General features: G+C 71.7%; 22 protein-coding genes. 9 read left to right on the top strand and 13 right to left on the bottom strand.

Going from position 1 to position 21,489, the window contains the following annotated elements:
- Positions 1-107: 107 nt before the first annotated feature.
- Together D9753_RS18895 and D9753_RS18900 are read right to left on the bottom strand one after the other, a co-directional pair.
- Positions 108-416 carry a hypothetical protein gene (locus D9753_RS18895; RefSeq protein ID WP_016436843.1) on the bottom strand — a complete coding sequence of 103 codons (309 nt, stop codon included), beginning with the start codon at positions 414-416 and terminating at the stop codon, positions 108-110.
- Between the two features lie 345 nt (positions 417-761).
- The gene (locus D9753_RS18900; protein ID WP_121788062.1) at positions 762-1,523 is read right to left on the bottom strand and encodes a hypothetical protein; all 762 of its coding nucleotides are present in this window, start codon (positions 1,521-1,523) and stop codon (positions 762-764) included.
- Between the two features lie 268 nt (positions 1,524-1,791).
- Between D9753_RS18900 and D9753_RS18905 the strand changes: the two genes are divergently transcribed.
- The 3 genes from D9753_RS18905 (at position 1,792) to D9753_RS18915 (ending at position 4,590) form a co-directional block, all read left to right on the top strand.
- Positions 1,792-2,571: a trypsin-like peptidase domain-containing protein gene (locus D9753_RS18905; protein WP_205614196.1), complete on the top strand. Its 780-nt coding sequence runs from the start codon at positions 1,792-1,794 to the stop codon at positions 2,569-2,571.
- A gap of 91 nt (positions 2,572-2,662) precedes the next feature.
- Positions 2,663-3,664: a C40 family peptidase gene (locus D9753_RS18910; protein ID WP_121788063.1), complete on the top strand. Its 1,002-nt coding sequence runs from the start codon at positions 2,663-2,665 to the stop codon at positions 3,662-3,664.
- Positions 3,665-3,894: 230 nt separating this feature from the next.
- Positions 3,895-4,590 carry a phosphatase PAP2 family protein gene (locus D9753_RS18915; RefSeq protein WP_121788064.1) on the top strand — a complete coding sequence of 232 codons (696 nt, stop codon included), beginning with the start codon at positions 3,895-3,897 and terminating at the stop codon, positions 4,588-4,590.
- A gap of 156 nt (positions 4,591-4,746) precedes the next feature.
- Here D9753_RS18915 and D9753_RS18920 read toward each other — a convergent pair whose 3' ends face one another.
- On the bottom strand, positions 4,747-6,324 hold the full coding sequence (locus tag D9753_RS18920) for an FAD-binding oxidoreductase (protein ID WP_121788065.1): 1,578 nt from the start codon (positions 6,322-6,324) through the stop codon (positions 4,747-4,749).
- A gap of 332 nt (positions 6,325-6,656) precedes the next feature.
- Between D9753_RS18920 and pstS the strand changes: the two genes are divergently transcribed.
- The 4 genes from pstS to pstB all read left to right on the top strand — a co-directional run bounded on the left by pstS (position 6,657) and on the right by pstB (position 10,807).
- A complete protein-coding gene (pstS, locus tag D9753_RS18925) occupies positions 6,657-7,787 on the top strand; it encodes a phosphate ABC transporter substrate-binding protein PstS (RefSeq protein ID WP_121788066.1) in 1,131 nt (376 codons plus the stop codon).
- A gap of 115 nt (positions 7,788-7,902) precedes the next feature.
- Complete coding sequence (pstC, locus tag D9753_RS18930) at positions 7,903-8,907, top strand: phosphate ABC transporter permease subunit PstC (RefSeq protein ID WP_121788067.1); 1,005 nt, start codon at positions 7,903-7,905, stop codon at positions 8,905-8,907.
- Positions 8,904-9,956 carry a phosphate ABC transporter permease PstA gene (pstA, locus tag D9753_RS18935; RefSeq protein WP_121788068.1) on the top strand — a complete coding sequence of 351 codons (1,053 nt, stop codon included), beginning with the start codon at positions 8,904-8,906 and terminating at the stop codon, positions 9,954-9,956. The genes pstC and pstA overlap by 4 nt, the downstream gene beginning before the upstream one ends.
- Before the next feature lie 74 nt (positions 9,957-10,030).
- Positions 10,031-10,807, top strand: a complete 777-nt coding sequence (gene pstB / locus D9753_RS18940; protein ID WP_121788069.1) for a phosphate ABC transporter ATP-binding protein PstB — start codon at positions 10,031-10,033, stop codon at positions 10,805-10,807.
- 97 nt (positions 10,808-10,904) lie between these two features.
- Here the strand turns inward: pstB and D9753_RS18945 are convergent, their stop codons facing one another.
- Together D9753_RS18945 and D9753_RS18950 are read right to left on the bottom strand one after the other, a co-directional pair.
- Positions 10,905-11,903 carry an inorganic phosphate transporter gene (locus D9753_RS18945; protein WP_121788070.1) on the bottom strand — a complete coding sequence of 333 codons (999 nt, stop codon included), beginning with the start codon at positions 11,901-11,903 and terminating at the stop codon, positions 10,905-10,907.
- Positions 11,904-11,910: 7 nt separating this feature from the next.
- Complete coding sequence (locus D9753_RS18950) at positions 11,911-12,531, bottom strand: DUF47 domain-containing protein (RefSeq protein WP_121788071.1); 621 nt, start codon at positions 12,529-12,531, stop codon at positions 11,911-11,913.
- A gap of 215 nt (positions 12,532-12,746) precedes the next feature.
- Here D9753_RS18950 and D9753_RS18955 point away from each other — a divergent pair, with 215 nt between their 5' ends.
- Positions 12,747-13,052 (top strand): metal-sensitive transcriptional regulator, encoded by a 306-nt coding sequence (locus D9753_RS18955; protein ID WP_121788072.1) that lies wholly within the window; start codon positions 12,747-12,749, stop codon positions 13,050-13,052.
- Positions 13,053-13,079: 27 nt separating this feature from the next.
- On the opposite strand, the gene D9753_RS36595 is transcribed toward D9753_RS18955, so the two are convergent.
- Together D9753_RS36595 and D9753_RS18960 are read right to left on the bottom strand one after the other, a co-directional pair.
- Positions 13,080-13,241, bottom strand: a complete 162-nt coding sequence (locus tag D9753_RS36595; RefSeq protein ID WP_163010732.1) for a hypothetical protein — start codon at positions 13,239-13,241, stop codon at positions 13,080-13,082.
- Between the two features lie 101 nt (positions 13,242-13,342).
- Positions 13,343-14,221, bottom strand: a complete 879-nt coding sequence (locus D9753_RS18960; protein ID WP_121788073.1) for a hypothetical protein — start codon at positions 14,219-14,221, stop codon at positions 13,343-13,345.
- 201 nt (positions 14,222-14,422) lie between these two features.
- Here D9753_RS18960 and D9753_RS18965 point away from each other — a divergent pair, with 201 nt between their 5' ends.
- Positions 14,423-14,608, top strand: a complete 186-nt coding sequence (locus D9753_RS18965) for a hypothetical protein (protein WP_121791155.1) — start codon at positions 14,423-14,425, stop codon at positions 14,606-14,608.
- A 205-nt stretch (positions 14,609-14,813) separates the two neighbouring features.
- Here the strand turns inward: D9753_RS18965 and D9753_RS18970 are convergent, their stop codons facing one another.
- From D9753_RS18970 to D9753_RS19000, 6 genes are all read right to left on the bottom strand, one after another.
- Positions 14,814-15,929, bottom strand: coding sequence for a CHAD domain-containing protein (locus D9753_RS18970; RefSeq protein WP_121788074.1), 1,116 nt, complete (start codon positions 15,927-15,929; stop codon positions 14,814-14,816).
- Positions 15,910-18,264 carry an RNA degradosome polyphosphate kinase gene (locus D9753_RS18975; RefSeq protein WP_205614197.1) on the bottom strand — a complete coding sequence of 785 codons (2,355 nt, stop codon included), beginning with the start codon at positions 18,262-18,264 and terminating at the stop codon, positions 15,910-15,912. Before D9753_RS18975 ends, D9753_RS18970 begins: the two co-directional genes overlap by 20 nt.
- Before the next feature lie 155 nt (positions 18,265-18,419).
- Entirely contained in the window at positions 18,420-19,169 is a 750-nt protein-coding gene (locus D9753_RS18980; protein WP_121788076.1) for a hypothetical protein, read from the bottom strand.
- Positions 19,166-20,185: an ABC transporter permease gene (locus tag D9753_RS18985; protein ID WP_163010733.1), complete on the bottom strand. Its 1,020-nt coding sequence runs from the start codon at positions 20,183-20,185 to the stop codon at positions 19,166-19,168. The genes D9753_RS18980 and D9753_RS18985 overlap by 4 nt, the downstream gene beginning before the upstream one ends.
- On the bottom strand, positions 20,182-21,063 hold the full coding sequence (locus D9753_RS18995) for an ABC transporter ATP-binding protein (protein WP_121788079.1): 882 nt from the start codon (positions 21,061-21,063) through the stop codon (positions 20,182-20,184). The genes D9753_RS18985 and D9753_RS18995 overlap by 4 nt, the downstream gene beginning before the upstream one ends.
- A complete protein-coding gene (locus D9753_RS19000) occupies positions 21,060-21,446 on the bottom strand; it encodes a GntR family transcriptional regulator (RefSeq protein ID WP_121788080.1) in 387 nt (128 codons plus the stop codon). The genes D9753_RS18995 and D9753_RS19000 overlap by 4 nt, the downstream gene beginning before the upstream one ends.
- Positions 21,447-21,489: the final 43 nt, after the last annotated feature.

Consider the following 21,489-nt stretch of genomic DNA (forward strand, 5'->3'; position numbering starts at 1 on the left):
CGGTGTGGTGACTCGACATCAGGGAAACGCAACCTCAGCCGGTGGGCACGACGGGTGGGTGGGGTGGAGGGGACAGCCGTGGCCGGGCGTGCCCGGGAGGGGAGGGGTTACACCGCCATGCCGTACACGATGGTGAACAGGGTGCCGAGGGAGCCGATGATGAAGACTCCGGTGAGGCCGGCGATGATCAGGCCCTTGCCCTGTTCCGCGCTGAAGGTGTCCCGCAGGGCCGTGGCGCCGATGCGCTGCTTGGCCGCGCCCCATACCGCGAGACCGAGGCAGAGGAGGATGGCCACGGCCATGACCACCTCGATCATCACCTTGGCCTCGTTGCCCAGGCTGCCGAAGGGGCCCCAGTCCGGAGCGATCCCGCCGATGATGGTGTTGATGTCTCCCTTGTCGGCCGCAAAGAGCATGTAAGTCACCGCCCCTGGTGGGTAGTTCCGCGTGAGCCTCTGCGGTGTGCAGAGGTCAGGCCTCATTGTCGCCGACAACGCCGCCTACGTATGTCGACTTGGCGTCATTGACTGGCGGGTTTCGTGCGAATGGCCCGCACGGTCACTCTGTGTATCACGGCAGGTCACCGCGGGCAATGAGGTCGAAGCGGAACCTGGCGTGTGGTGCGGTCGTTGACCTCTTTCACGGCCGCCGTCGTTCTCGGGCGCGGTGTCTGACGGCCGGTCGGGTGAGGCTTCGTGCCGATGTTCTCACGGGCGGTGGGGCGGATGCCGTGGCCGACCCGGCCGTCATCGTCGGCGTGGCTACCGTCCGACCCGTCCGTGCCGCAGGTCTCGGTGGAGCAGCCACGCCGTGCCTGCGACGACCGTCCCGCAGACCGTGGGCACGAGCAGCCAGGGGAGGCCCGCCCACACGGTGAGGAAGCCCACGACGGTGCAGGCGGCCACCGTGACGAGGCACAGCCACATGCCGTACGGGCGCCAGGTGAAGAGGCCGGGGCCGCGCGGCCTGGCCAGCCGCATCACGCCGAACAGCAGCGCCAGGGCCGCCAGCAGCCCCGTGAACGTGCCGAGGGCGGCGGTCATCTGGGGTTCGTCGCGCGGCGCGTCGGAGGAGTTCTGCCGGTCGTCCCCGGCGGCGACCACCACGACGACGCCGCGCCAGAGGGTTGCGGTGACCCGGTCCCCCCGCTCTAGCTCGCTCAGCACCGGTCCGGAGTCGCCGAACGGCACGACCATCTCGGGGAAGGGCTCGCGACCGTGCAGGGTCGCCCGCATGTACTTGGGGGTCTTCCGGGTGTCCTCGACGGTGAAGGTGACCTTTCGCAGGCAGTCCTCCGACCTCGGTGTCACCGTGCGGGCGGGGCACGCCTTGGCCGCCTCGTACTCCCGGTACAGGGCGCGATCGCCGGGCAGCCAGGTGGTGAAGACGAAGTGGCAGGTCAGTGCGGCGGCGAGGGACGAGAGCAGCAGTGCCGCGCCCACCAGCCGGTTCCGGCCGGCCCTCGGTGGGGGCGGCGGCGATCCGGCCGCCTCCTGGACCGTGCCGGTTCGCATGGTGGTCATCGCTCGTCTCCCCCGCCGTTCCCCGCGACATACGAAGGACACCAGTCTCTTCCATCGGTGATCAAGCGGACAAGGAGACCGGGCCGCAGTCCCCGCCGTCCTTCGGCGGCCGGCCGGTACGGCCTCCCAACGGTCGTCCCGGGCGCGGCCGCGCCCCTGCTGTCCCTTGGGCTTTCGGCTCTGCGGTGGCGGGGCACCCGATGTTCACAGGACAATCTCAGTGATGTCGGAGCGGGTTTCTCAGCTTCGTGGGACAGAGTGGGGCTTGATGAAGCGCATCTCACGCATCTCACGCATCTCGGTCACCTCCCGGCCCGCGCTGCTCGGCGCGGTGGTGATGCTCGCGCTGACCTCGGCGTCGGTGGCCGCCGCCGACGACGGGCCGGGGCCTCTCGGGGTCACGGCCGATGCGGTCGCGACCCGCCAGAGCGCGCGGGTCGGGGCGCTGTTCGACGCGGACCGGGCGGGCAGGCCGGCCGGTGGCCACTTCTGCACCGCCTCCGTGGTGCACAGTCCGCGCGGCGACCTCATCGTCACCGCCGCGCACTGCGTGGACGGCGATGACGGCGATCTGGTGTTCGCGCCGGGCTACCGGGACGGACAGGCGCCGTTCGGGATGTGGAAGGTGATGCGGCGGTTCCTGCCCGACGCGTGGACCAGCGGTCAGGACGAGGACAGTGACCTCGCCTTCGCCGCCGTCGCCGAGCGGGACGGTGAGCGGCTCGAGGACGTCGTCGGGGCCAACCGGTTCGCGGCCGGGGTGGCCACCGGTGCCACCGCCGTGACCGTCATCGGCTACCCGGACTCCCGCGAGGCGCCCGTCACCTGCACCGACAAGCCGGCCTCGCGCAGCGACACCCAGCAGCGCGTCGAGTGCCCGGACTTCACCGGTGGCACCAGCGGCAGTCCCTGGGTCAACGGTGACGGCCAGGTCGTCGGGGTCATCGGCGGCCACGAGCAGGGCGGGGCCACGGCCGACGTCTCCTACAGCGTGGTGCTGGGCGGCGAGGCGGCCGAGCTGTACCGGGACGCGATGTCCGCGTCCTGAGGGGGCGTCAGTGCGGTGGTACAGCCGCGAAATGACGCCACTTCGCGTCCAAATGGCCTTGAACGGCGTCCGCGTGGGGGAAAGTTGAACCGTGCGGAAGGTATGGGTGTTCGGTGGGGCGGCCGTCGCGCTCGGCATGGGCTTCGTCATGCTGCTCGTCGTCGGGGTGTACATCGTGGCCGGGAACCTGGTCAACGGCGCGACCTCGGGTGCCCGGGGGCTCGCCAAGGGCGCCGTACCGGCCGCCTACAAGTCGCTGGTGCAGCAGTGGGGCAATCTGTGCCCGGCGCTCAGTCCGGCGCTGCTCGCCGCCCAGCTTTACCAGGAGAGCGGGTGGAACCCGACGGTGGTCAGCCCGGCCGACGCCCGCGGCATCGCCCAGTTCATCCCGAGCACGTGGGCGACCCACGGCATCGACGGCAACGGCGACGGCAGGCGCGACATCTGGGACCCGAATGACGCGATCCCGTCGGCCGCGTCGTACGACTGCGAGCTGGCCAAGTACGTCAAGGACGTCCCCGGCAATGTCTCCGACAACATGCTCGCCGCCTACAACGCGGGCGCCTACCGCGTCATAAGGGCGCGGGGTGTTCCGGCCATCAGCGAGACGCGGAACTACGTCCAGCGCATCCGCAGCCTGGAGGAGAGCTTCGCCGCGCCGGTCAGCCGGCTGGACCCCACCCGGGCGGCGGCGGGTGCCATCGCCTTCGCGCAGAGCAGGCTCGGCACGCCTTATCTGTGGGGTGGCAACGGCACCGCCGACCAGGGCGGACGCTTCGACTGCTCGGGTCTGACCAAGGCCGCCTACGAGAAGGTGGGCATCACCCTGCCCCGCGTCGCCAACGACCAGTACAACGCCGGCCCGCACCCCTCGCGGGACCAGCTCCTCCCCGGCGACCTGGTGTTCTTCTCGGACAATCTCACCGACTCCCGGGCCATCCGGCACGTGGGCATCTACGTCGGCGGCGGATACATGATCGACGCGCCGCGGACGGGTGCCGTGATCCGGTTCGACCCCATCGACACCCCGGACTACTTCGGGGCGACCCGGGTCACCGAAGATGGCGCAAAAGCACTCCCCACGAGGGTCTGAACCGAGTGTGAACCCACCCCCTGAGCTGCGGCGATGAGTCTCTCTTCGATAACGTCTGCGTGATCATTCGGTGGAGAGTGGAACGTATGAATGGTGGCTGTGCGTTCCTGTTGTCGTAGCCGAGCGGACGTCAGTGCGGCAGTGCAGCGGAAGCGGATCTACGTACCACAGGGGGCAGGAGCGACGCACACCCGGTGCGTCCGGACGAACGACGAAGGGGCCGCAGCACCATGGCTGTACTCGCCGATTCCGGATCGAACCCCGACGTCGACCTGCTCTACGACATCAATGGCCTGGCCAAAGACGCACCGCACTGGTGGGACCGGGTCATGGAGTTCGTCGGCGAGTACGGCCTGCTGCTCGCCATGGTGCTGCTGCTCGTGTGGTGCTGGTGGTCGGTGCGGCGCCGGGGCGGTGAGGACGCGGCGCCCTCGGTGGCCGCGCTGGTGTGGGCCCCGCTGGCGGCCGGCCTGGCGGTGCTGGTGAACGTCCCGATACGGGGCTTCGTGCGGCGCCCCCGCCCCTTCCTGGACCACCAGGGCCTGGACGTCCTCGTCTCCGGGAAGAACGACTTCTCCTTCGTCAGCGACCACGCGACGATCACGATGGCGCTCGGGGTCGGTCTCTTCGTCGCCCACCGCCGCTTCGGCCTCGTGGGCATCGGCCTGGCCCTGCTGGAGGGCTTCTGCCGGGTCTACATGGGCGTGCACTACCCGACGGACGTCGTCGGCGGCTTCGCGCTCGGTACGGCGGTCGTCCTGCTCCTGTCCCCGGCGGCCACGGCCCTGCTGACGCCGCTGATGCGGGCCGTGGAGCGCTCGCCGAGGGTGGGCGGGCTGGTGCGGCGGCGCTCGGCGCCGGGCGTCCCGGTCCTCGCCGGCGCCCACCGCCCGGCGGAGTCCGAGGAACGGGACCTGGCCGCGTGAGCCGCTGCGGGTGCCCGCGCGGGACGGCCGGGTACGGCGTCGGCGCGGCGGACGGCGGCTGAGCCCCTCCCAGGGCGCGAGGAGCCGCACGGACGGCCACGACGGCCCGGCAGCCGGTGTCCCCCGCCGGGGGACGGCACCCGGCGGCCGCTGCCGCTACAGCCCCTGCGTGTAGGAGAAGAAGCGCTGGGGGTCGTACTGCTTCTTGACCTTGCCCAGCCGGGTGGCCGCGTCCCCGTAGTACGCCTGCTTCCAGTCCTTCAGGGTCGGGTCGGTGTAGTTCTGGTAGGCGGCGCCCGAGGCGTACGGCTTCATCGCGCTGTGGGCCGAGGTCAGCCAGGTCTGGGCGGTGCCGCCGGAGGCGCCCGCGCCCCAGGAGACGAGGTACTGGGCCAGCATCCGGGAGCGGCGGTGGACGAACGCGGTCGCGGTCGGCGAGACCCGGTTGACCTCGCCGCCGAGCGCGGTGAACGCGACACTGCCCGCGCCGCCCCGTACGGCGGTGATCTGCTTGAGCACGGTCTGGATGCCGGCCGCGGACAGTGAGCGGTCGAAGAAGTCGGAGCGGGCCGCGTACGTCTCCCGGCCCAGCTTGCCCTGCGGGGAGCGGCCCGGGGTGGAGCCGGGCAGGTGGCACTGGGCGTCGGCGGAGAAGGAGGAGCAGCCGGCGTAGATCTCCATCGCCTCCTCGTAACCGCGGCGGCGCAGGGTGACGGAGGCGGCGTCGGCGCCGGCCCGGTGGGCCAGGCGGTCCACGGCGTTCTGGAGTTCGCCGTAGGTGCCGAGGGAGAAGCAGGAGACCGAGACGGCCGGGGTGCGGCCGGGGGAGCACGACAGGTGCAGGGAGGACCAGATCTCGTCGGGCTGGCTCGGGCCCCACTCCTGCCAGGCCTTGAGCACCTTGGCGGCCTTGGACCAGGGCCAGGTCAGGTAGGCGGTCACGGCCTGCGGTGCCGGATGCGTGCGGAAGTGCAGCTCGGTGACGACGCCGAAGTTGCCGTTGCCGGCGCCGCGCAGCGCCCAGAACAGGTCGGCGTGGTGGGTGGCGTCCGCGGTGACCTGGGTGCCGTCCGCGGTGATGAGGGTGGCCTGGGTGAGGCTGTCGCAGGTCAGGCCGTAGGCGCGGGAGGCGACGCCGTGGCCGCCGCCGAGCACCAGGCCGGAGATGCCGACGGTGGGGCAGGAGCCGGCGGGCAGGGTCACGCCCTTGGCGGCGAGCCCGCGGTAGACGTCGATCAGCTTGGCGCCGGCGCCCACCACGGCCTGGCCGCCGCCGGCCCGGACCCGGTTGAGCCGGGAGACGTCGAGGACGAGCCGGTTGTCGCCGGAGGAGTAGCCGGCGTAGGAGTGGCCGCCGTTGCGTATCGACACCTTGATGTGGTGCGCGCGGGCGTAGGCCAGGGTCGTACGGATGTCGGCGGGGTGCGCGACGTAGGCCACCGCGGCCGGTTTGAGGCCGTCGAAGCGGGTGTTGTAGAGCTGGTGGGCCGTCTTCCAGGAGGCGTCACCGGGCCGCACCAGGGTGCCGTCGAGGTCGCGTGCGAGGGCGGCCCAGTTCGCGGCGGCGCTCGCGCTGGTGGTCCGCAGAGCCGTCAGCGAGGACGAACCCGTCGGTGACGGTGTGCCCGGGGGCGCCGCGGCCGGGGCGGAACCGCCTCCGCCCGCACCGCACGCGGTCAGTGCGGTCGTCGCCAGGGCGGCCGTGCCGCCCGAGATGAACGTGCGCCGTTCCATGTCCGTCGCCTTTCCTCGGCTCTCGGGGAACGAGACGACGCCCCGCGCCGTAGGGTTCCCCCGACCGGATGAAGAGCATCGAATATACGTCCGGGCAAGCCGGCCGTCGGAACCTCCACGTGTTCTCACCGTGAGCATTCCGTGACCTCACCGGGCCGACGGCAGGGGTTCACTCCTCGTTCACTTCGGGCCATCGGTGGCTTCACCTGTTCTGCCTAATTTCGGCCGTACCGGGTGCTGAGTGCGGGCATGAACGCGCTCAACGCATTCATGCACCTTTTCGACCCTCGCGCGCCGCCGACAGCGGCGGCTCCTGGAAGGAACCACCAGAAGTGAAGCTTCAGCGCAAGAACCGGCTGCGCGCCCTCTCTCTCGGTGCTGTCGCCGTCTCCGGCGCCCTGGCACTGACGGCGTGCGGCTCGGACGACAACGGCGACGGTGGCAAGGCGTCGGGCAACACCTCCGCGTCGGCGGGCGCCGGCTCGGTCAAGTGTGATGACGCCAAGGGTCAGCTACTCGCGGACGGCTCCTCCGCGCAGAAGAACGCGATCGACGCCTGGGTCAAGGCCTTCTCCCAGGCCTGCCACGTGCAGATCAACTACAAGGGCGCCGGCTCGGGTGCCGGTGTCACCTCCTTCAACCAGGGGCAGATCGCCTTCGCCGGTTCGGACTCCGCGCTGAAGCCCGAAGAGGTCGCCGCCTCCAAGAAGGTCTGCTCCGGCGGCCAGGGCATCGACCTGCCTATGGTCGGCGGCCCGATCGCCCTCGGCTACAACGTCCCGGGTGTCGACAACCTGGTCCTGGACGCCCCGACGATCGCCAAGATCTTCGACGCCAAGATCACCAAGTGGAACGACGCGGCGATCAAGCAGCTCAACCCCGGCGCGAACCTGCCCGACCTGAAGATCCAGGCGTTCCACCGCTCCGAGGACTCCGGTACCACGGACAACTTCACCAAGTACCTGATCGCCACCACCCCGGACAACTGGAAGTACTCCGGCGGCAAGGCCTGGCAGGCCAAGGGCGGCCAGGCGGCGTCCGGTTCGGCCGGTGTGGCCCAGGGCGTGAAGCAGAACTCCGGCGCGATCGGCTACTTCGAGCTGTCCTACGCCAAGGACATCACCACGGTCTCCATCGACACCGGCGCCAAGTCCCCGGTGAAGCCGTCGACCGACTCCGCCACCGCCGACATCGCAGCCGCCAAGGTCGTCGGCACCGGCAAGGACCTGGCGCTCCAGCTCGACTACAAGACCAAGGCCGACGGCGCCTACCCGATCACCCTGGTCACCTACGAGATCGTCTGCGACAAGGGCAACAAGGCCGACACCCTGCCCGCCACCAAGGCGTTCCTGCGCTACATCGCCGGCGAGGACGGCCAGAAGGTGCTGGCGCAGAACGACTACGCCCCGATCCCCGACGAGATCATCGCCAAGGTCCGCACCACCATCGAGGGCCTGAGCTGACCTGATCCGAGAGTGCGGCCCGGTACCGCCGAGGTCCGGGCCGCACCGTCCGGTGCACCGCCGCCACGAGCCGCGGCCCCCGGTGGGGGCGCGGCTCCGCAGACCGGAGAACCCGATGGACATATCGACGACGACCGACGTTCCCCCTCCCAGCCCCCAGCCCGCGGTGACCGGGCAGAAGCGCACGTCCCGTGGCGCGGCCCGCCCCGGTGACCGGATCTTCCTGGGCCTGTCCCGCGGCTCCGGCATCCTGCTGCTGGTGGTGATGGGCGCGATCGCGGTGTTCCTCACCTACCGTGCCTCCCTCGCGATCAGCAAGGACGACGGGAACTTCCTCACCACCTTCGAGTGGAACACCAACCTCACCCCGCCGGTGTTCGGCATCGCGGTGCTGGCCTTCGGCACGGTCGTCTCCTCGATCGTCGCCATGGTCATCGCGGTGCCGATCGCCGTCGCGATCGCGCTCTTCCTCACCCACTACGCCCCGCGCCGGCTGAGCGGCCTCATCGCCTACGTGATCGACCTGCTCGCCGCCGTGCCGTCCATCGTCTACGGCCTGTGGGGCGCCCTCATCCTCGTCCCGCACATGCAGGGCCTGTACGGCTGGCTGGACACCTACCTCGGCTGGACCGGCCTGTTCACCTGGAACGGCGGAGCCCCCCGCGCCATGCTCACCGTCGGCATCCTGCTGGCGATCATGATCCTGCCGATCATCACCAACGTCAGCCGTGAGGTCTTCCGGCAGGTCCCGCGGATGCACGAGGAGGCCGCGCTGGCCCTCGGCGCCACCCGCTGGGAGGTCGTCCGCATGTCCGTCCTGCCCTTCGGCCGCTCCGGTGTGATCTCCGCGTCGATGCTCGGCCTCGGCCGCGCCCTCGGCGAGACGATGGCCGTGGCCACCGTGCTCTCCCCGGACTACGACGTCCACCTCAGCCTGCTCGACCCGGGCGGCGGCACCTTCGCCCAGAACATCGCCAGCAAGTTCGGCGAGGCCACCGAGCAGGGCCGCGACGCGCTGATCGCCTCCGGTCTGGTCCTGTTCGTCATCACGCTGGTGGTCAATGGCGCGGCCCGCGCGATCATCGCCCGCCGCAAGGAGTACTCGGGGGCCAACGCATGAGCACCGCAGCCGTCACCGACAAGCGCCCCGGCTCGCTGCGCGGCGCCCGCCTGCCGAAGTGGTCCCCGTGGGCCATCGCCGCCGGTTCGGTCGCCCTCGCGGTCGTCATCGGACTGGCCGGCGGCCTGCACAGCAAGGTCCAGTGGGGCCTGATCGCCGCGATCCTCTTCGTCCTGGGCACCTACGGCATCGCCACCCGGGTCGAGGGCCGCCGGCAGGCCAAGGACCGGATCGCCACCTCGCTCGTCTGGGTCGCCTTCCTGCTCGCCGTCGTCCCGCTGGTCTCCCTGGGGTGGACGACCGTCTCGCGCGGTGTGAAGGTCCTCGACTTCTACTTCCTCAGCCACTCCATGGGTGTCGTCGCCGACTCCGAGGCCGGCGGCGGCATCTACCACGCCATCATCGGCAGCCTGGAGCAGGTCGGCCTCGCCACCGTCATCGGCGCCCCGATCGGTGTGCTCACCGCGATCTACCTGGTCGAGTACGGGCGGGGCCGCCTGTCGCAGGCGGTGACGTTCTTCGTCGACGTCATGACGGGCATCCCGTCGATCGTCGCCGGTCTGTTCATCCTCAGCCTGATGCTCATCTTCAAGATGCAGCCGTTCGGCTTCGCCGGTTCGCTGGCCCTGGCCATCCTGATGATGCCGGTCGTCGTCCGCTCCACCGAGGAGATGCTCAAGCTCGTCCCGAACGAGCTGCGCGAGGCCTCCCTGGCGCTCGGCGTGCCGAAGTGGCGGACCATCCTGAAGGTGGTCCTGCCGACGTCCATCGGCGGCATCACCACCGGCATCATGCTCGCCATCGCCCGTATCGCGGGCGAGACGGCGCCGGTGCTGCTGCTCGTCTTCGGCAACCCGTTCATCAACAACAACCCGTTCGAGGGCGCCCAGGCGTCGCTGCCGCTGTACATCTACCAGCAGTACGCGCAGAGCGCGGGCGCCAACGCGGCGTACGACCGCGCGTGGGCGGCGTCCCTCACGCTGATCGCCTTCGTGATGATCCTCAACCTGGTGGCCCGCGGTATCGCCCGCTGGAAGGCCCCGCGCTGACAATCCGCGGCTACCGCCGCGTGGCCGGCCGCCGACCGGGGGCCGCCAGGCGACTGACTGGAAGTGAAGTAGTAATGGCCAAGCGAATCGACGTGAGCGGACTCACCGCCTACTACGGCTCCCACAAGGCGATCGAAGACATCTCGATGACCGTCGAGCCGCGCTCGGTGACGGCGTTCATCGGCCCCTCCGGCTGCGGCAAGTCGACGTTCCTGCGCACGCTGAACCGGATGCACGAGGTCACCCCGGGTGGCCGTGTCGAGGGCAAGGTGCTGCTCGACGACGAGGACCTGTACGGCACCGGTATCGACCCGGTGTCGGTCCGCCGCGAGGTGGGCATGGTCTTCCAGCGCCCGAACCCGTTCCCCACCATGTCGATCTTCGACAACGTGGCGGCGGGCCTGCGGCTGAACGGCAGCTACAAGAAGAGCGAGCTGACCGACGTCGTCGAGAAGTCGCTCAAGGGCGCGAACCTCTGGAACGAGGTCAAGGACCGCCTGAACAAGCCGGGCTCCGGCCTCTCCGGCGGCCAGCAGCAGCGTCTGTGCATCGCCCGCGCGATCGCGGTCGAACCGGACGTCCTGCTGATGGACGAGCCCTGCTCGGCGCTGGACCCGATCTCCACGCTCGCCATCGAGGACCTGATCTCCGAGCTGAAGGAGCGCTTCACGATCGTCATCGTGACGCACAACATGCAGCAGGCGGCGCGGGTCTCGGACCGTACGGCGTTCTTCAACCTGTCGGCGGTCGGGCAGCCCGGCCGGCTGATCGAGATCGACGACACCGAGCGGATCTTCTCCAACCCGTCCGTCCAGGCCACCGAGGACTACATCTCGGGCCGCTTCGGCTGACCCCAGGAACCCCTCGCGGTGCTGCATGGCGGTGCCACCGCGAGGACGCAGAAGGGCCCGCCCCCGGATCCCGGGGGCGGGCCCGACGCGTTGCCGGTCAGAGCGCCACGAGGTTGACGATCCCGAAGGCCGCGGCGGCGACCAGCGCGGCGGCCGGCATCGTGATGAACCAGCCGAGGACGATGTTCTTCGCCACGCCCCAGCGGACGGCGTTGACACGCTTGGTCGCGCCCACGCCCATGATCGCCGAGGTGATCACGTGGGTCGTGGAGATCGGCGCCTTGAAGAGGAAGGCGGTGGTGAACATGATCGACGCGCCCGTCGTCTCCGCGGCGAACCCCTGCGGCGGGTCGAGTTCGATGATCTTGCGGCCCAGCGTGCGCATGATCCGCCAGCCGCCGGCGTAGGTGCCGAGCGAGAGCATCAGCGCGCAGACGAGCTTCACCCACACCGGGATCGGGTCGTCGAACGTCGCGTTGCCGGAGATCACCAGGGCCAGCACCACGACACCCATGGTCTTCTGGGCGTCCTGGAGGCCGTGGCCGAGCGCCATGCCGGCCGCCGAGACGGTCTGCGCGATGCGGAAGCCCCGCTTGGCCTTGTGCGGGTTCGACCGCCGGAAGAGCCACATGATCGCGGTCATCATCAGGTAGCCGACGATCAGACCGACGAACGGCGACACGAACATCGGGATGATGACCTTGTCGAGGACGCCGCTCCAGAGCACGTCCGTGCCCCCGGCCAGCGCCGCGCCCACCATGCCGCCGAACAGCGCGTGGGACGACGAGGAGGGCAGCCCGAAGTACCAGGTGACCAGGTTCCAGACGATCGCGCCGACCAGCGCGGCGAAGAGGATGCCCATCCCCTTCGAGCCCTGGGGTGTCTCGATCAGGCCCTCGCTGACCGTCTTGGCGACCCCGGAACCGAGGAAGGCGCCGGCGAGGTTCATCACGGCCGCCATGGCGAGGGCCGCCCGCGGGGTCAGCGCCCGCGTCGACACCGAGGTGGCGATCGCGTTCGCGGAGTCGTGAAAACCGTTGGTGTACGTGAAGAAGAGCGCGACCGCGACGGTCACGATCAGGGCGAAGGTGTCCATCGACGCCTCAGGACTCCTTGACGGCGATGGTCTCCACCGTGTTCGCCACGTGCTCGAACGCGTCCGCCGCCTCTTCCAGGACGTCCACGATCTGCTTGAGCTTCAGCACCTCGATCGCGTCGTACTTGCCGTTGAAGAGCTGGGCGAGCAGCTTGCGGTGGATCTGGTCCGCCTGGTTCTCCAGCCGGTTGACCTCGATCCAGTACTCGGTGAGGTTGTCCATGGTCCGCAGGTTCGGCATGGCCTCGGCCGTCAGCTCGGCCGCCCTGGCCAGGACCTCGATCTGCTGCTCGACGCCCTTGGGCAGTTCCTCGACGTTGTAGAGGACGACCAGGTCGACGGCCTCCTCCATGAAGTCCATGATGTCGTCGAGGGACGACGCGAGGTTGTAGATGTCCTCGCGGTCGAAGGGCGTGATGAAGGAGGAGTTCAACTGGTGGAAGATCGCGTGCGTGGCGTCGTCACCTGCGTGTTCCGCGGCCCGCATACGCTCGGCGATCTCGGCCCGGGCGGAGGAGTCCGCCCCGAGCAGTTCCATCAGGAGCTTCGAGCCCGTGACGATGTTGTCCGCGGACGCGGCGAACATGTCGTAGAAGCTCGTCTCCCTGGGGGTCAGACGAAAGCGCACGTGGGGTCCTCGGGGTGCTTCGGTTTCGGTCAGGCTGATGCTAGGCGCATCATCCGGCCACGGCTAACGGGCCGTCCCCCAGTGTCGCCCATGAACCTCGGTGATCAGCACGGGGGCGTTCCAAGGCCTCCCTACCCCGCAAAGTTCGTTACCATATACCCACAGGGGGTATGTATCCCTTTTGTCCGCAGCTCGTTCCGCGACGGAGGCCAGCGATGACGACGACCGAGGCCGGCGCCACGCACGGCTACCACCAGCAGAAGGACGAGCACCTCAAGCGGCTGCGCCGGATCGAGGGCCAGATCCGCGGGCTCCAGCGCATGGTGGACGAGGACACCTACTGCATCGACATACTCACCCAGGTCTCCGCCTCCACCAAGGCGCTCCAGTCCTTCGCGCTGCAACTGCTGGAGGAGCACCTGCGGCACTGCGTCGCCGACGCGGCCGTCAAGGGCGGTGACGAGATCGACGCGAAGGTGGACGAGGCGACGAAGGCGATCGGCCGCCTGCTGCGCACCTGAGCCGCCCGGCCCCGGTCGGGGCCGCCGTCAGGCCGGATCCCGCTCCTTAGCCACCCGCAGCACCTCGTCGATGCTCTCCGGACTGAGCCGGTCCTCGGCGGCCGACGCCGCGATGATCAGCTCCCCGCACAGCTCGATCTCGGCGAGAGCCACGTGGTCCTGAACCGCCGTACCACCGACCGGAGCCACCCGCCTCACCTCTTCCCCGCCGTCACCGACTTCCTAGAGTAGGCAGCGGCCGACACACCGCGCATGGCACGGACGGGCTACTTACGGGGTGGCATCCCGGACTAGTGCGCTGGCCTGTTTCCGATCCTGCCGGTGGTGGCGCGCTCGGCGACCCGGCCGGCGTAGATGTCCGCCGGCGCCGGCAGCCGCACCTCGGCGGGGACGCCGAAGTCGTACAGCAGCAGGGTCGAGGCGACCGCGACGGTGGCCTTGCGGCGGCCGTTGACGAAGCTGAAGCGCTGGCGGAGCTTGCGGATGCGGCCCTGGTCGTCCAGGTAGGCGTCGAACGGCACCGCGGCCGTCGCGAAGCCCTTCGCCGCCGCGGCCAGGGACGCCCTGTTGCCGGCGGAGGCGGACCGGGCCGCACGGGCCAGGTCGGCGGTGCCCCGGTAGTGCCGGACCGCCGTCCCGCCGACCCGGGTCCGGCCGACGAAGACCGCCTGCCGCGTTCCGCGCAGCACCTCGGCCGCCGCGTACGGGTCGGTCGCGCCGCCGGTGACCAGGTTGCCGTCGGACAGCGTCGCGCTGTCCACCCGCACCCACTTGTCGGCGGGCACGCCCGCGCCCCGGTTCTTCATGAACAGTGCGCCCGGGGCGAGGAGTTCGGTGATGGGCCGGTGCTCGGAGGCGCCCGCGGGATCCTCGGGCAGCATGACGGTGAGCCGGCCCAGGCGGCGCCGGTAGTCGTAGACACCCCGGCCGCGGATGGTGACCCGGGTGCCGCCCGTCGCCATCTCCATCGAGGTGCCGGCCTTGGAACTGCCCGCGTCGCGCAGCGCGTCGGCCGCCCGGTGCAGCACGGCGACCGGATCGCCGCCGCCCTTGACGTCCTCGGCGGCGGCCCCGCTGCCGGCACAGCCGGCGGCGCCCGCCCCGAGGCCGAGGAGGATGCCCACCGCGACGACCGTCCTGCCCGCGCGTCTGTCCTGCCGCCGATCCATCGCCTGCCTACCCCCAGCCGGAGTGTCCGTCACGGGTCCCCCTGTCGTCCGGATAACGACGGCTGGGGAACGCCGTCACGCGCCGCCGCGGGCACGGCCGGGCCGGGGCCGGGGCGGCGGCCCGGAAAGCCCGGGGAAGCCCCGGGAAGCCGGGAAGGGGCGCGAGGGTGGGTCGGTCCGCGGATGGGTACCGTTGTCGGCGTGGCAGTCACCGCGGCGCAGCAGGACGGGCCGGAGCGTGCCCGGCCCGGGCAGGAACACCTCACGACGACGGCCGAGCAGGGCCGTTTCTGCGTGGCCAGATGCAGTTGCGGCTGGCGCGGCCCCGCCCGCCGAGCCCGCAGCCAGGCCCGCACGGACGCGGAGGGCCACACAACGCTCCAGTGACGGCGGCCGCGCGGGGCCGGCGGGCACGGCAGGTCCCGGCCGCCGGTGGCCGACGCCCGGTGCCGCGGCAACGCGGTCGACCGCCTGGCCCCATGGGGCGTCCGCGCCCGGCCCGGTGACAGGCCTCAACCCCACCGCCCCGCGCGCCTGGCAGGCGCCGGGCGTCCGTGGCCGGTGGGGGGGGGTGCGGCTTTCGGCGCTGTGCTCAGGGGGCGTTGGCCGTGTGTTTCTGCCAGGCTTGTTGGAAGGTGAAGCGGGACGCTTCGACCTCGTGGCGTTGGTCGGCGTGCAGGACGCCGAGGGCGTAGGCCGTGGCCGGGGTGATGCGGGGGGTGCGGGCCGCCTGGGCCGCCGCCGCTGCCGCCTCCGAGGCGTCCCGGTGGCGGTTGAGGGCCTGGCCCGCCGTCAGCAGGCGCAGGTCCACAGGCGCGGCGGTGCCGGTGCCGTGCAGGACCTCGTGGGCGTACCGGTGCAGACGCAGCAGCAGGCGGACCTGGTGCCAGGGGCCGTCCTGGGGGTGCGGTGACGGCTCGGGGGACAGGCCGTGGACCAGGGCCTCCGCGTTGTAGGGGTGGCCGGCGGTGACCAGGGGGAGGGCGGCGACGGCGTCCGTGAGGCGTTCCTCGGCCGCCCTGGCGAGGGTGTGCAGGGCGGTGGTGGGCGCGGCGGGGGCGAGGGGCACCTCGCTGGCGAGCAGGGCGACCTTGTCCGCGACGGCGTGGAAGCGGGAGGAGCCGAGGGCCTGGAGGGCCGTGGAGTGGGCCCGTGTCCGGGCCAGGGTGAGCTGGCGTTCGAGCAGCGCGCCCGCCTTCGCCGCGCCGACCGTGAGGGCGCTGCGCTCCGCTGTCGCCGCCGGCCGGTCGGGCCCGCCGCCGGGGCCGACGGCGGCCGGGGCCGCCGTACGCCCGGGGAGGACCGCCGCTCCCGACAGCCGCTGCAACGCCAGCAGCAGGCGCTCCAGCCGGGCCTCGTAGGCGTGCTCCAGGCCCAGCGTGCCGGACAGCCAGGCCAGTTCCGGGCGCATCTCCTCGGACCAGTCGGGGTCGAGCAGGGGGCGGAAGGTGTGCAGGCTGCCGCTGATGCGGCGGGCCGAGCGGCGCAGCGCGCGGGCGGCGTCGACGGACTCCTCCGTGCCGCCCACGACCCCGCCCGCCCCCGCGCGGGCCCGGGCGGGGGCACCCCCGCTCTGGCCCCCGGTCTCCCGGTGCAGGCGCAGGGCGCGGAGGAACTCCGTCGCCCGGGCGCGCAGATAGCCCGCGAGGGCGTCCCCGGTGACCGGCACGGCCGGGGTGTCCGTCGGGTCAGGGTGTCGCTGTGCCACGCCGGCGCCTCCGGGCGTCTATGAGCATCTCCTGGACGTTGCGCAGGGGCTGGCCGTCCGTGTCGGTCGCGTGCCGGGTCCACTCGCCGTCGGGGCCGAGGTGCCAGGAGGCCGTGGTGTCGGACATGCCGGTGTCCAGCAGCCGGTCCAGGACGGCGCGGTGGCCGGGGTCGACGACCCGGACCAGCGCCTCTATCCGGCGGTCGAGGTTGCGGTGCATCATGTCGGCGCTGCCGAACCACACTTCGGGTTCGCCGCCGTTGCCGAAGATGAACACCCGGGAGTGTTCGAGGAAGCGGCCGAGGATGGAGCGGACGCGGATGTTCTCCGACAGGCCGGCGACGCCGGGGCGGACGGCGCAGATGCCGCGGACCCAGATGTCGACCGGTACGCCCGCCTGGGACGCCCGGTACAGCGCGTCGATGACCGCCTCGTCCACCATCGAGTTGACCTTGATGCGGACGAACGCGGGCCGGCCGGCCCGGTGGTGCTGGGCCTCCTTGTCGATCCGCGCGACCAGGCCGTCCCGCAGGGACTTGGGGGCGACCAGGAGCCGGCGGTAGGTCTCGCGGCGCGAGTAGCCGGACAGGCGGTTGAACAGGTCGGAGAGGTCCGCGCCGACCTGGGGGTCGGCCGTGAGCAGGCCGAGGTCCTCGTAGAGGCGGGCCGTCTTCGGGTGGTAGTTGCCCGTGCCGACGTGGCTGTACCGGCGCAGGAGGTCGCCCTCCTGGCGGACCACGAGGGACAGCTTGCAGTGGGTCTTCAGGCCGACGAGGCCGTAGACGACGTGGCAGCCGGCCTCCTCCAGTTTGCGCGCCCACTTGATGTTGGCGTGCTCGTCGAAGCGGGCCTTGATCTCGACCAGGACGAGGACCTGCTTGCCGGACTCGGCGGCGTCGATGAGCGCGTCGACTATGGGGGAGTCGCCGGAGGTGCGGTACAGGGTCTGCTTGATGGCGAGGACGTCCGGGTCGGCCGCCGCCTGCTCCAGGAAGGCCTGCACGGAGGTGGAGAAGCTGTCGTACGGGTGGTGCAGGAGGACGTCCCGGGCGCGCAGGGCCGCGAAGACGTCGGGCGCGGACGCGGACTCGACCTCGGCGAGGTCGCGGTGGGTGCCGGCGACGAACTTCCGGTACTTCAGCTCCGGCCGGTCCAGGGAGGCGATGCGGAAGAGGCCGGTGAGGTCGAGGGGGCCCGGCAGCGGGTACACCTCGGCCTCGGAGATCTTCAGCTCGCGCACGAGGAGGTCGAGGACCTCGCGGTCGATGGACTCCTCGACCTCCAGGCGCACGGGCGGCCCGAAGCGGCGCCGCATGAGTTCCTTCTCCAGGGCCTGGAGGAGGTTCTCGGTGTCGTCCTCCTCGACCTCCAGGTCCTCGTTGCGGGTGAGGCGGAAGGTGTGGTGCTCCAGCACCTCCATGCCCGGGAACAGCTCTTCGAGGTGCGCGGCGATGACGTCCTCGATGGGGACGTAGCGGCCGGGGCTGCTCTCCAGCAAGCGGGACAGCAGCGGCGGCACCTTCACGCGCGCGAAGTGCCGGTGGCCGCTGACCGGGTTGCGCACGATGACGGCCAGGTTCAGGGAGAGGCCGGAGATGTACGGGAAGGGGTGCGCGGGGTCCACGGCCAGCGGGGTGAGGACCGGGAAGATCTGGTGCCGGAAGAGGGTGAAGAGCCGTGCCTGCTCCTTCTCGGCCAGCTCGTTCCAGCGGACGAGGTGGATGCCCTCCTCGGCGAGTGCCGGGGCGACGTCCTCGTGGTAGCAGGCGGCGTGCCGGGCCATCAGCTCGCGGGAGCGGGCCCAGATCATCTCCAGGACCTCGCGCGGCTGGAGGCCGGAGGCGGAGCGGGTGGCGACGCCGGTGGCGATACGGCGCTTGAGGCCGGCCACCCGGACCATGAAGAACTCGTCGAGGTTGCTGGCGAAGATCGCGAGGAAGTTGGCGCGCTCCAGCAGGGGGGTGGCCGGGTCCTCGGCCAGTTCCAGGACGCGTTCGTTGAAGGCCAGCCAGCTACGTTCCCGGTCGAGGAAGCGGCCCTGGGGCAGGGGGCTGCCGCCGGCGTGCGACTCCTCGTAGGCGTCGAGGTCCGCGTCGATGTCGGGTTCCAGATCGGAGACCGTGGCCGCCACGGTGTGCGGGCGGTGTGCGGCGAGGGAGCCCACGGAGGGCTGCGGGTGCTGGACTTCCGCCTGGGTGTCTGACTGGCTCATGAACCCATTCTTCCGCGCGGCGGGTGACTCAGGCGCGTCGGAACGTGCGGGCGGGAGCGTGACGGCCCCGTTCCCCGCGGGCCCCTCGGGGGGCGGCGAAGGTTCTGGCACGGCGGGCTTCATTGGCCGAGCGTCGCAAGCCCGTCTGAATCAGTGGTTACGGAGACATGACGTGCGGGATAGCGCGGGGCGGCTCCAAGGGGTTCCCGGCCGTGAAATGGCCCGGTCCGGTACGTGCCGTGCGGTGGCGTACCGGACCGGGCGCGGGCCGGGGGGGCTCAGCCGGACCGGCGGTGCAGGACCGTGTAGGCGGCGGTGGTGGCGAGCGCGGTCAGGGCGAGGATCATGCCGGTGGCGGCCAGGTGCAGCGGCCAGAAGCCGTGCAGGGGGCCGCGCAGTGGCCGCCACAGCTCGCGCAGGTACAGCCGTACGGCCAGGGTGCCGGCGCAGGCGGCGGCGAGCGCGGGGAGCGTACGGCGCAGGGCCAGGCCGGCGAGGGCGCCCGTGACCAGGGCGCACAGCGTGAGCGCGGGCAGCAGTGGGCCGCGCGGCACGAAGACGCGGTCCCAGGCCCAGTGGCTGACCAGGACGTCCTGGTCGGCGGACCACACCGTGTTGTAGGTCAGGGCGAGCACGGCGGTGCCGGCGAGCAGGGGAAGCGCGGCCGTGGTCAGTTTCGCGGTCAGCCAGCGGACCGGGCCGGCGCCCTGCGTCCAGGCCAGCGCGGCGGTGCCGGACTCCAGTTCGCGGCCGATCAGGGCGGCCCCGGCCCAGGCGGCGACCGCGCAGGGGGTGTAGGAGAGGGCCTCGCCGAGGAGGTTCATGACGTTGCCGGTGTCGGTGAACGCGGTGTACGCGCACCAGCCGGACCGGCAGGACCGGTCCCGGGGCGCCGCCGAGAAGTGGATCCAGAGCAGTCCGCCGGCCACGAGGAGCACGAATGCCGTCCACACGAGCAGGGCCGGGCGGTGCAGCCGCAGCAGGGTGCGGCCGATGGCCGGGCGGGCGGTGGCGGGCAGGACGGTCATGCGGTGGTTCCTCCGGTGGCGGCCCCGCCCGCGGTGGTGGCCGGTCCCGTCAGCCGGCGCAGGGCCAGGAAGCAGCCGAGGACGAGCAGCCCGGCCACGGCGAGGACGAGCGCGCTGGTGGTGAGCTGGAGCGGCCAGTAGTGGGAGAGGGGGTGGTAGGTGTTCCAGTGCCCGGTGAAACCGGCGTACGCGCTGCGGCACCCGTCGACGGAGTCGCAAGCGGGGACGGGCACGCGGGCGCCGGTGCGGGTGACCAGGCCCTGGTCGACGGTGAGGCCGGAGCCGACGAAGCCCTGGTCCATCGTGGAGAGGCGGGTGACGGCGGGCCACAGGTGCGGCAGGGCGATCTCGGCCAGGCCCCGGATGCCGGCGGCGACGGCCGTGCCGAGCAGGAGCGCGGGCAGGGTACGGCGGAGCAGCAGGCCGGCGAGGGTGCCGGCGGCGAGCCCGGCGAGGGCCAGGGCGAGAGTGCTGGGGCCGTTGGCGTGGAAGGTCCAGCGGTCGGACCACGGTTTGGCGGTGTGGATGCGGCCGTGGCCCGCGTCCCAGGCGAGGTGGTGCAGCCAGAACAGCAGCGCGGTCCCGGCGGAGACGGCGACCGCCGGGACGGCCAGCCGGACCGCCAGCCAGCGCGCCGGTGACGCGGCCTGCGTCCAGGACAGCAGGGCCGTGCCGGACTCCAGTTCCCGGCCGGTGAGGGCGGCGCCGGCCCAGGCGGCCACCAGGAGGGGCAGCGCGTTCAGCGCGAGGGTGGCGTAGTTGTAGTAGTCCTTGTAGCGCAGGATCGCGGCCTGGTCGTAGCCGCACCGCTCACCGGCGCAGGCGTCGTACTGCCGCCAGGCCTCGGCGGCGGCGTCGGCGAGCGGGCCGCGCAGGGCGAGCAGCAGGGCCGCCAGGACGAGCACCAGGCCCGCCCACGCGTACAGCGCGGGCCGGTGCAGGCGCAGCACCCAGCGGGTCAGGCGTGGTCTCGCGGCGGCCGGCGTGGCGGTGGCGCCGGTCAGGGTGGCGGTCATGCGGCACTCTCCTCGGTCAGGCCCGGAGCGGCGGGGTTGCGCAGGTGGGCGAGGACCAGGTCCTCCAGCGAGGGTGCGGAGGTGTGCCAGTCGCCGGGGAGCGGTGCCGCCGGGCGGATCAGCGCGGTGAGCTGGCGCCCGGTGACCCGGGACTCCACCACGGTGTGCCCGCCGAGGGCGGTGGTGTCGGCGGCGCCGGTCACCCGCAGGTGGGCGGCGAGCAGTTCGTCGATCTCGCCGGCCAGCCGGATCCGGCCACCGCCGACCAGCAGCAGGTGGTCGCAGGAGTCCTCCAGCTCGGCGACGACGTGCGACGACATCACGATGGTGGTGCCGTACTGGGCGGCCTCCGCCATGAGCGTGCCCATCAGCTCGTGCCGGGCCAGCGGGTCCAGGTCGGCCATGGGCTCGTCGAGGAGCAGCAGGGCGGGCCGCTTGCCGAGGGCGAGGGCGAGTGCCACGCGGGTGCGCTGGCCGCCGGACAGGGAGCGGACGCGGGCCTCGGGGTCCAGGTCGCCGCCCTGGACGATGCGCTCGGCGACGGCCGTGTCCCAGTGGCCGGGGTTGAGGTCGGCGCCCATGCGCAGGGTTTCGGCGATGGTGAGCTGCGGGTAGAGCGGCTTGTCCTGGGCGACGTAGCCGACCCGGGGGCGGGCCGCGGCGGGTGTGGTGCCGAGGACGCTCACCGTGCCCTCGGTGGGGGCGGTGAGGCCGGCGGCCAGGGCCAGCAGGGTGGATTTGCCGGCGCCGTTGGGGCCGACGACGGCGCAGACGCGCCCGGGGGGCAGCCGGAACGAGCAGTCCCGCAGGGCCCAGGCCCCGCGGCGGCCGAATCGTTTCCCGAGAGCCTCGGCTCTCAACGCCGTGTCGCTGCTCATGACGGGTCTCCCTGGAAGTGCTTGTCGAGTACGGCGGTGAAGAGTGCGGCCACGTCGTCCCGCTCCAGCCCGGCGGCGCGGGCGCTGCGCGCCCACTGCTCCAGTTCGGTGCGCAGCGGGGAGTCGGCGGGGGCGGTGCCGAGGGACCGGCGCACGAAGGTGCCGAGTCCGCGCCGCGCCTCCACCAGGCCCTCGCGTTCCAGCTCGCGGTACGCCTTCAGGACGGTGTTGGGGTTGATGGCCGTGGCCTCCACCACCTCGCGGGCCGTGGGCAGGCGGTCGCCCGGTTCCAGCAGGCCCATGCGGAGGGCCTGTTTGGTCTGTTGGACGATCTGTACATAGGTGGCCACGCCGCTGTGCCGGTCGATGCGGTATTCGACCACCGCTGCACCACCCTTTCACTAATCAAGTAGTGAAAGGGTGGTG

It is taken from the genome of Streptomyces dangxiongensis (assembly GCF_003675325.1).
GTDB classification, from domain to species: domain Bacteria; phylum Actinomycetota; class Actinomycetes; order Streptomycetales; family Streptomycetaceae; genus Streptomyces; species Streptomyces dangxiongensis.

What these genes read in the sequence shown, in the direction of transcription:
- D9753_RS18905 (WP_205614196.1), top strand. Translation starts at nt 1,792, where the DNA reads ATGAAGCGCATCTCACGCATCTCACGCATCTCGGTCACCTCCCGGCCC.
- D9753_RS18915 (WP_121788064.1), top strand. Translation starts at nt 3,895, where the DNA reads ATGGCTGTACTCGCCGATTCCGGATCGAACCCCGACGTCGACCTGCTC.
- pstA (WP_121788068.1), top strand. Translation starts at nt 8,904, where the DNA reads ATGAGCACCGCAGCCGTCACCGACAAGCGCCCCGGCTCGCTGCGCGGC.
- D9753_RS18945 (WP_121788070.1), bottom strand. Translation starts at nt 11,903, where the DNA reads ATGGACACCTTCGCCCTGATCGTGACCGTCGCGGTCGCGCTCTTCTTC.
- D9753_RS18900 (WP_121788062.1), bottom strand. Translation starts at nt 1,523, where the DNA reads ATGACCACCATGCGAACCGGCACGGTCCAGGAGGCGGCCGGATCGCCG.
- D9753_RS18985 (WP_163010733.1), bottom strand. Translation starts at nt 20,185, where the DNA reads ATGACCGCCACCCTGACCGGCGCCACCGCCACGCCGGCCGCCGCGAGA.
- D9753_RS18975 (WP_205614197.1), bottom strand. Translation starts at nt 18,264, where the DNA reads ATGAAGCCCGCCGTGCCAGAACCTTCGCCGCCCCCCGAGGGGCCCGCG.
- D9753_RS18920 (WP_121788065.1), bottom strand. Translation starts at nt 6,324, where the DNA reads ATGGAACGGCGCACGTTCATCTCGGGCGGCACGGCCGCCCTGGCGACG.
- D9753_RS18955 (WP_121788072.1), top strand. Translation starts at nt 12,747, where the DNA reads ATGACGACGACCGAGGCCGGCGCCACGCACGGCTACCACCAGCAGAAG.
- pstB (WP_121788069.1), top strand. Translation starts at nt 10,031, where the DNA reads ATGGCCAAGCGAATCGACGTGAGCGGACTCACCGCCTACTACGGCTCC.
- D9753_RS18960 (WP_121788073.1), bottom strand. Translation starts at nt 14,221, where the DNA reads ATGGATCGGCGGCAGGACAGACGCGCGGGCAGGACGGTCGTCGCGGTG.
- D9753_RS18995 (WP_121788079.1), bottom strand. Translation starts at nt 21,063, where the DNA reads ATGAGCAGCGACACGGCGTTGAGAGCCGAGGCTCTCGGGAAACGATTC.
- D9753_RS18895 (WP_016436843.1), bottom strand. Translation starts at nt 416, where the DNA reads ATGCTCTTTGCGGCCGACAAGGGAGACATCAACACCATCATCGGCGGG.
- pstC (WP_121788067.1), top strand. Translation starts at nt 7,903, where the DNA reads ATGGACATATCGACGACGACCGACGTTCCCCCTCCCAGCCCCCAGCCC.
- D9753_RS18980 (WP_121788076.1), bottom strand. Translation starts at nt 19,169, where the DNA reads ATGACCGTCCTGCCCGCCACCGCCCGCCCGGCCATCGGCCGCACCCTG.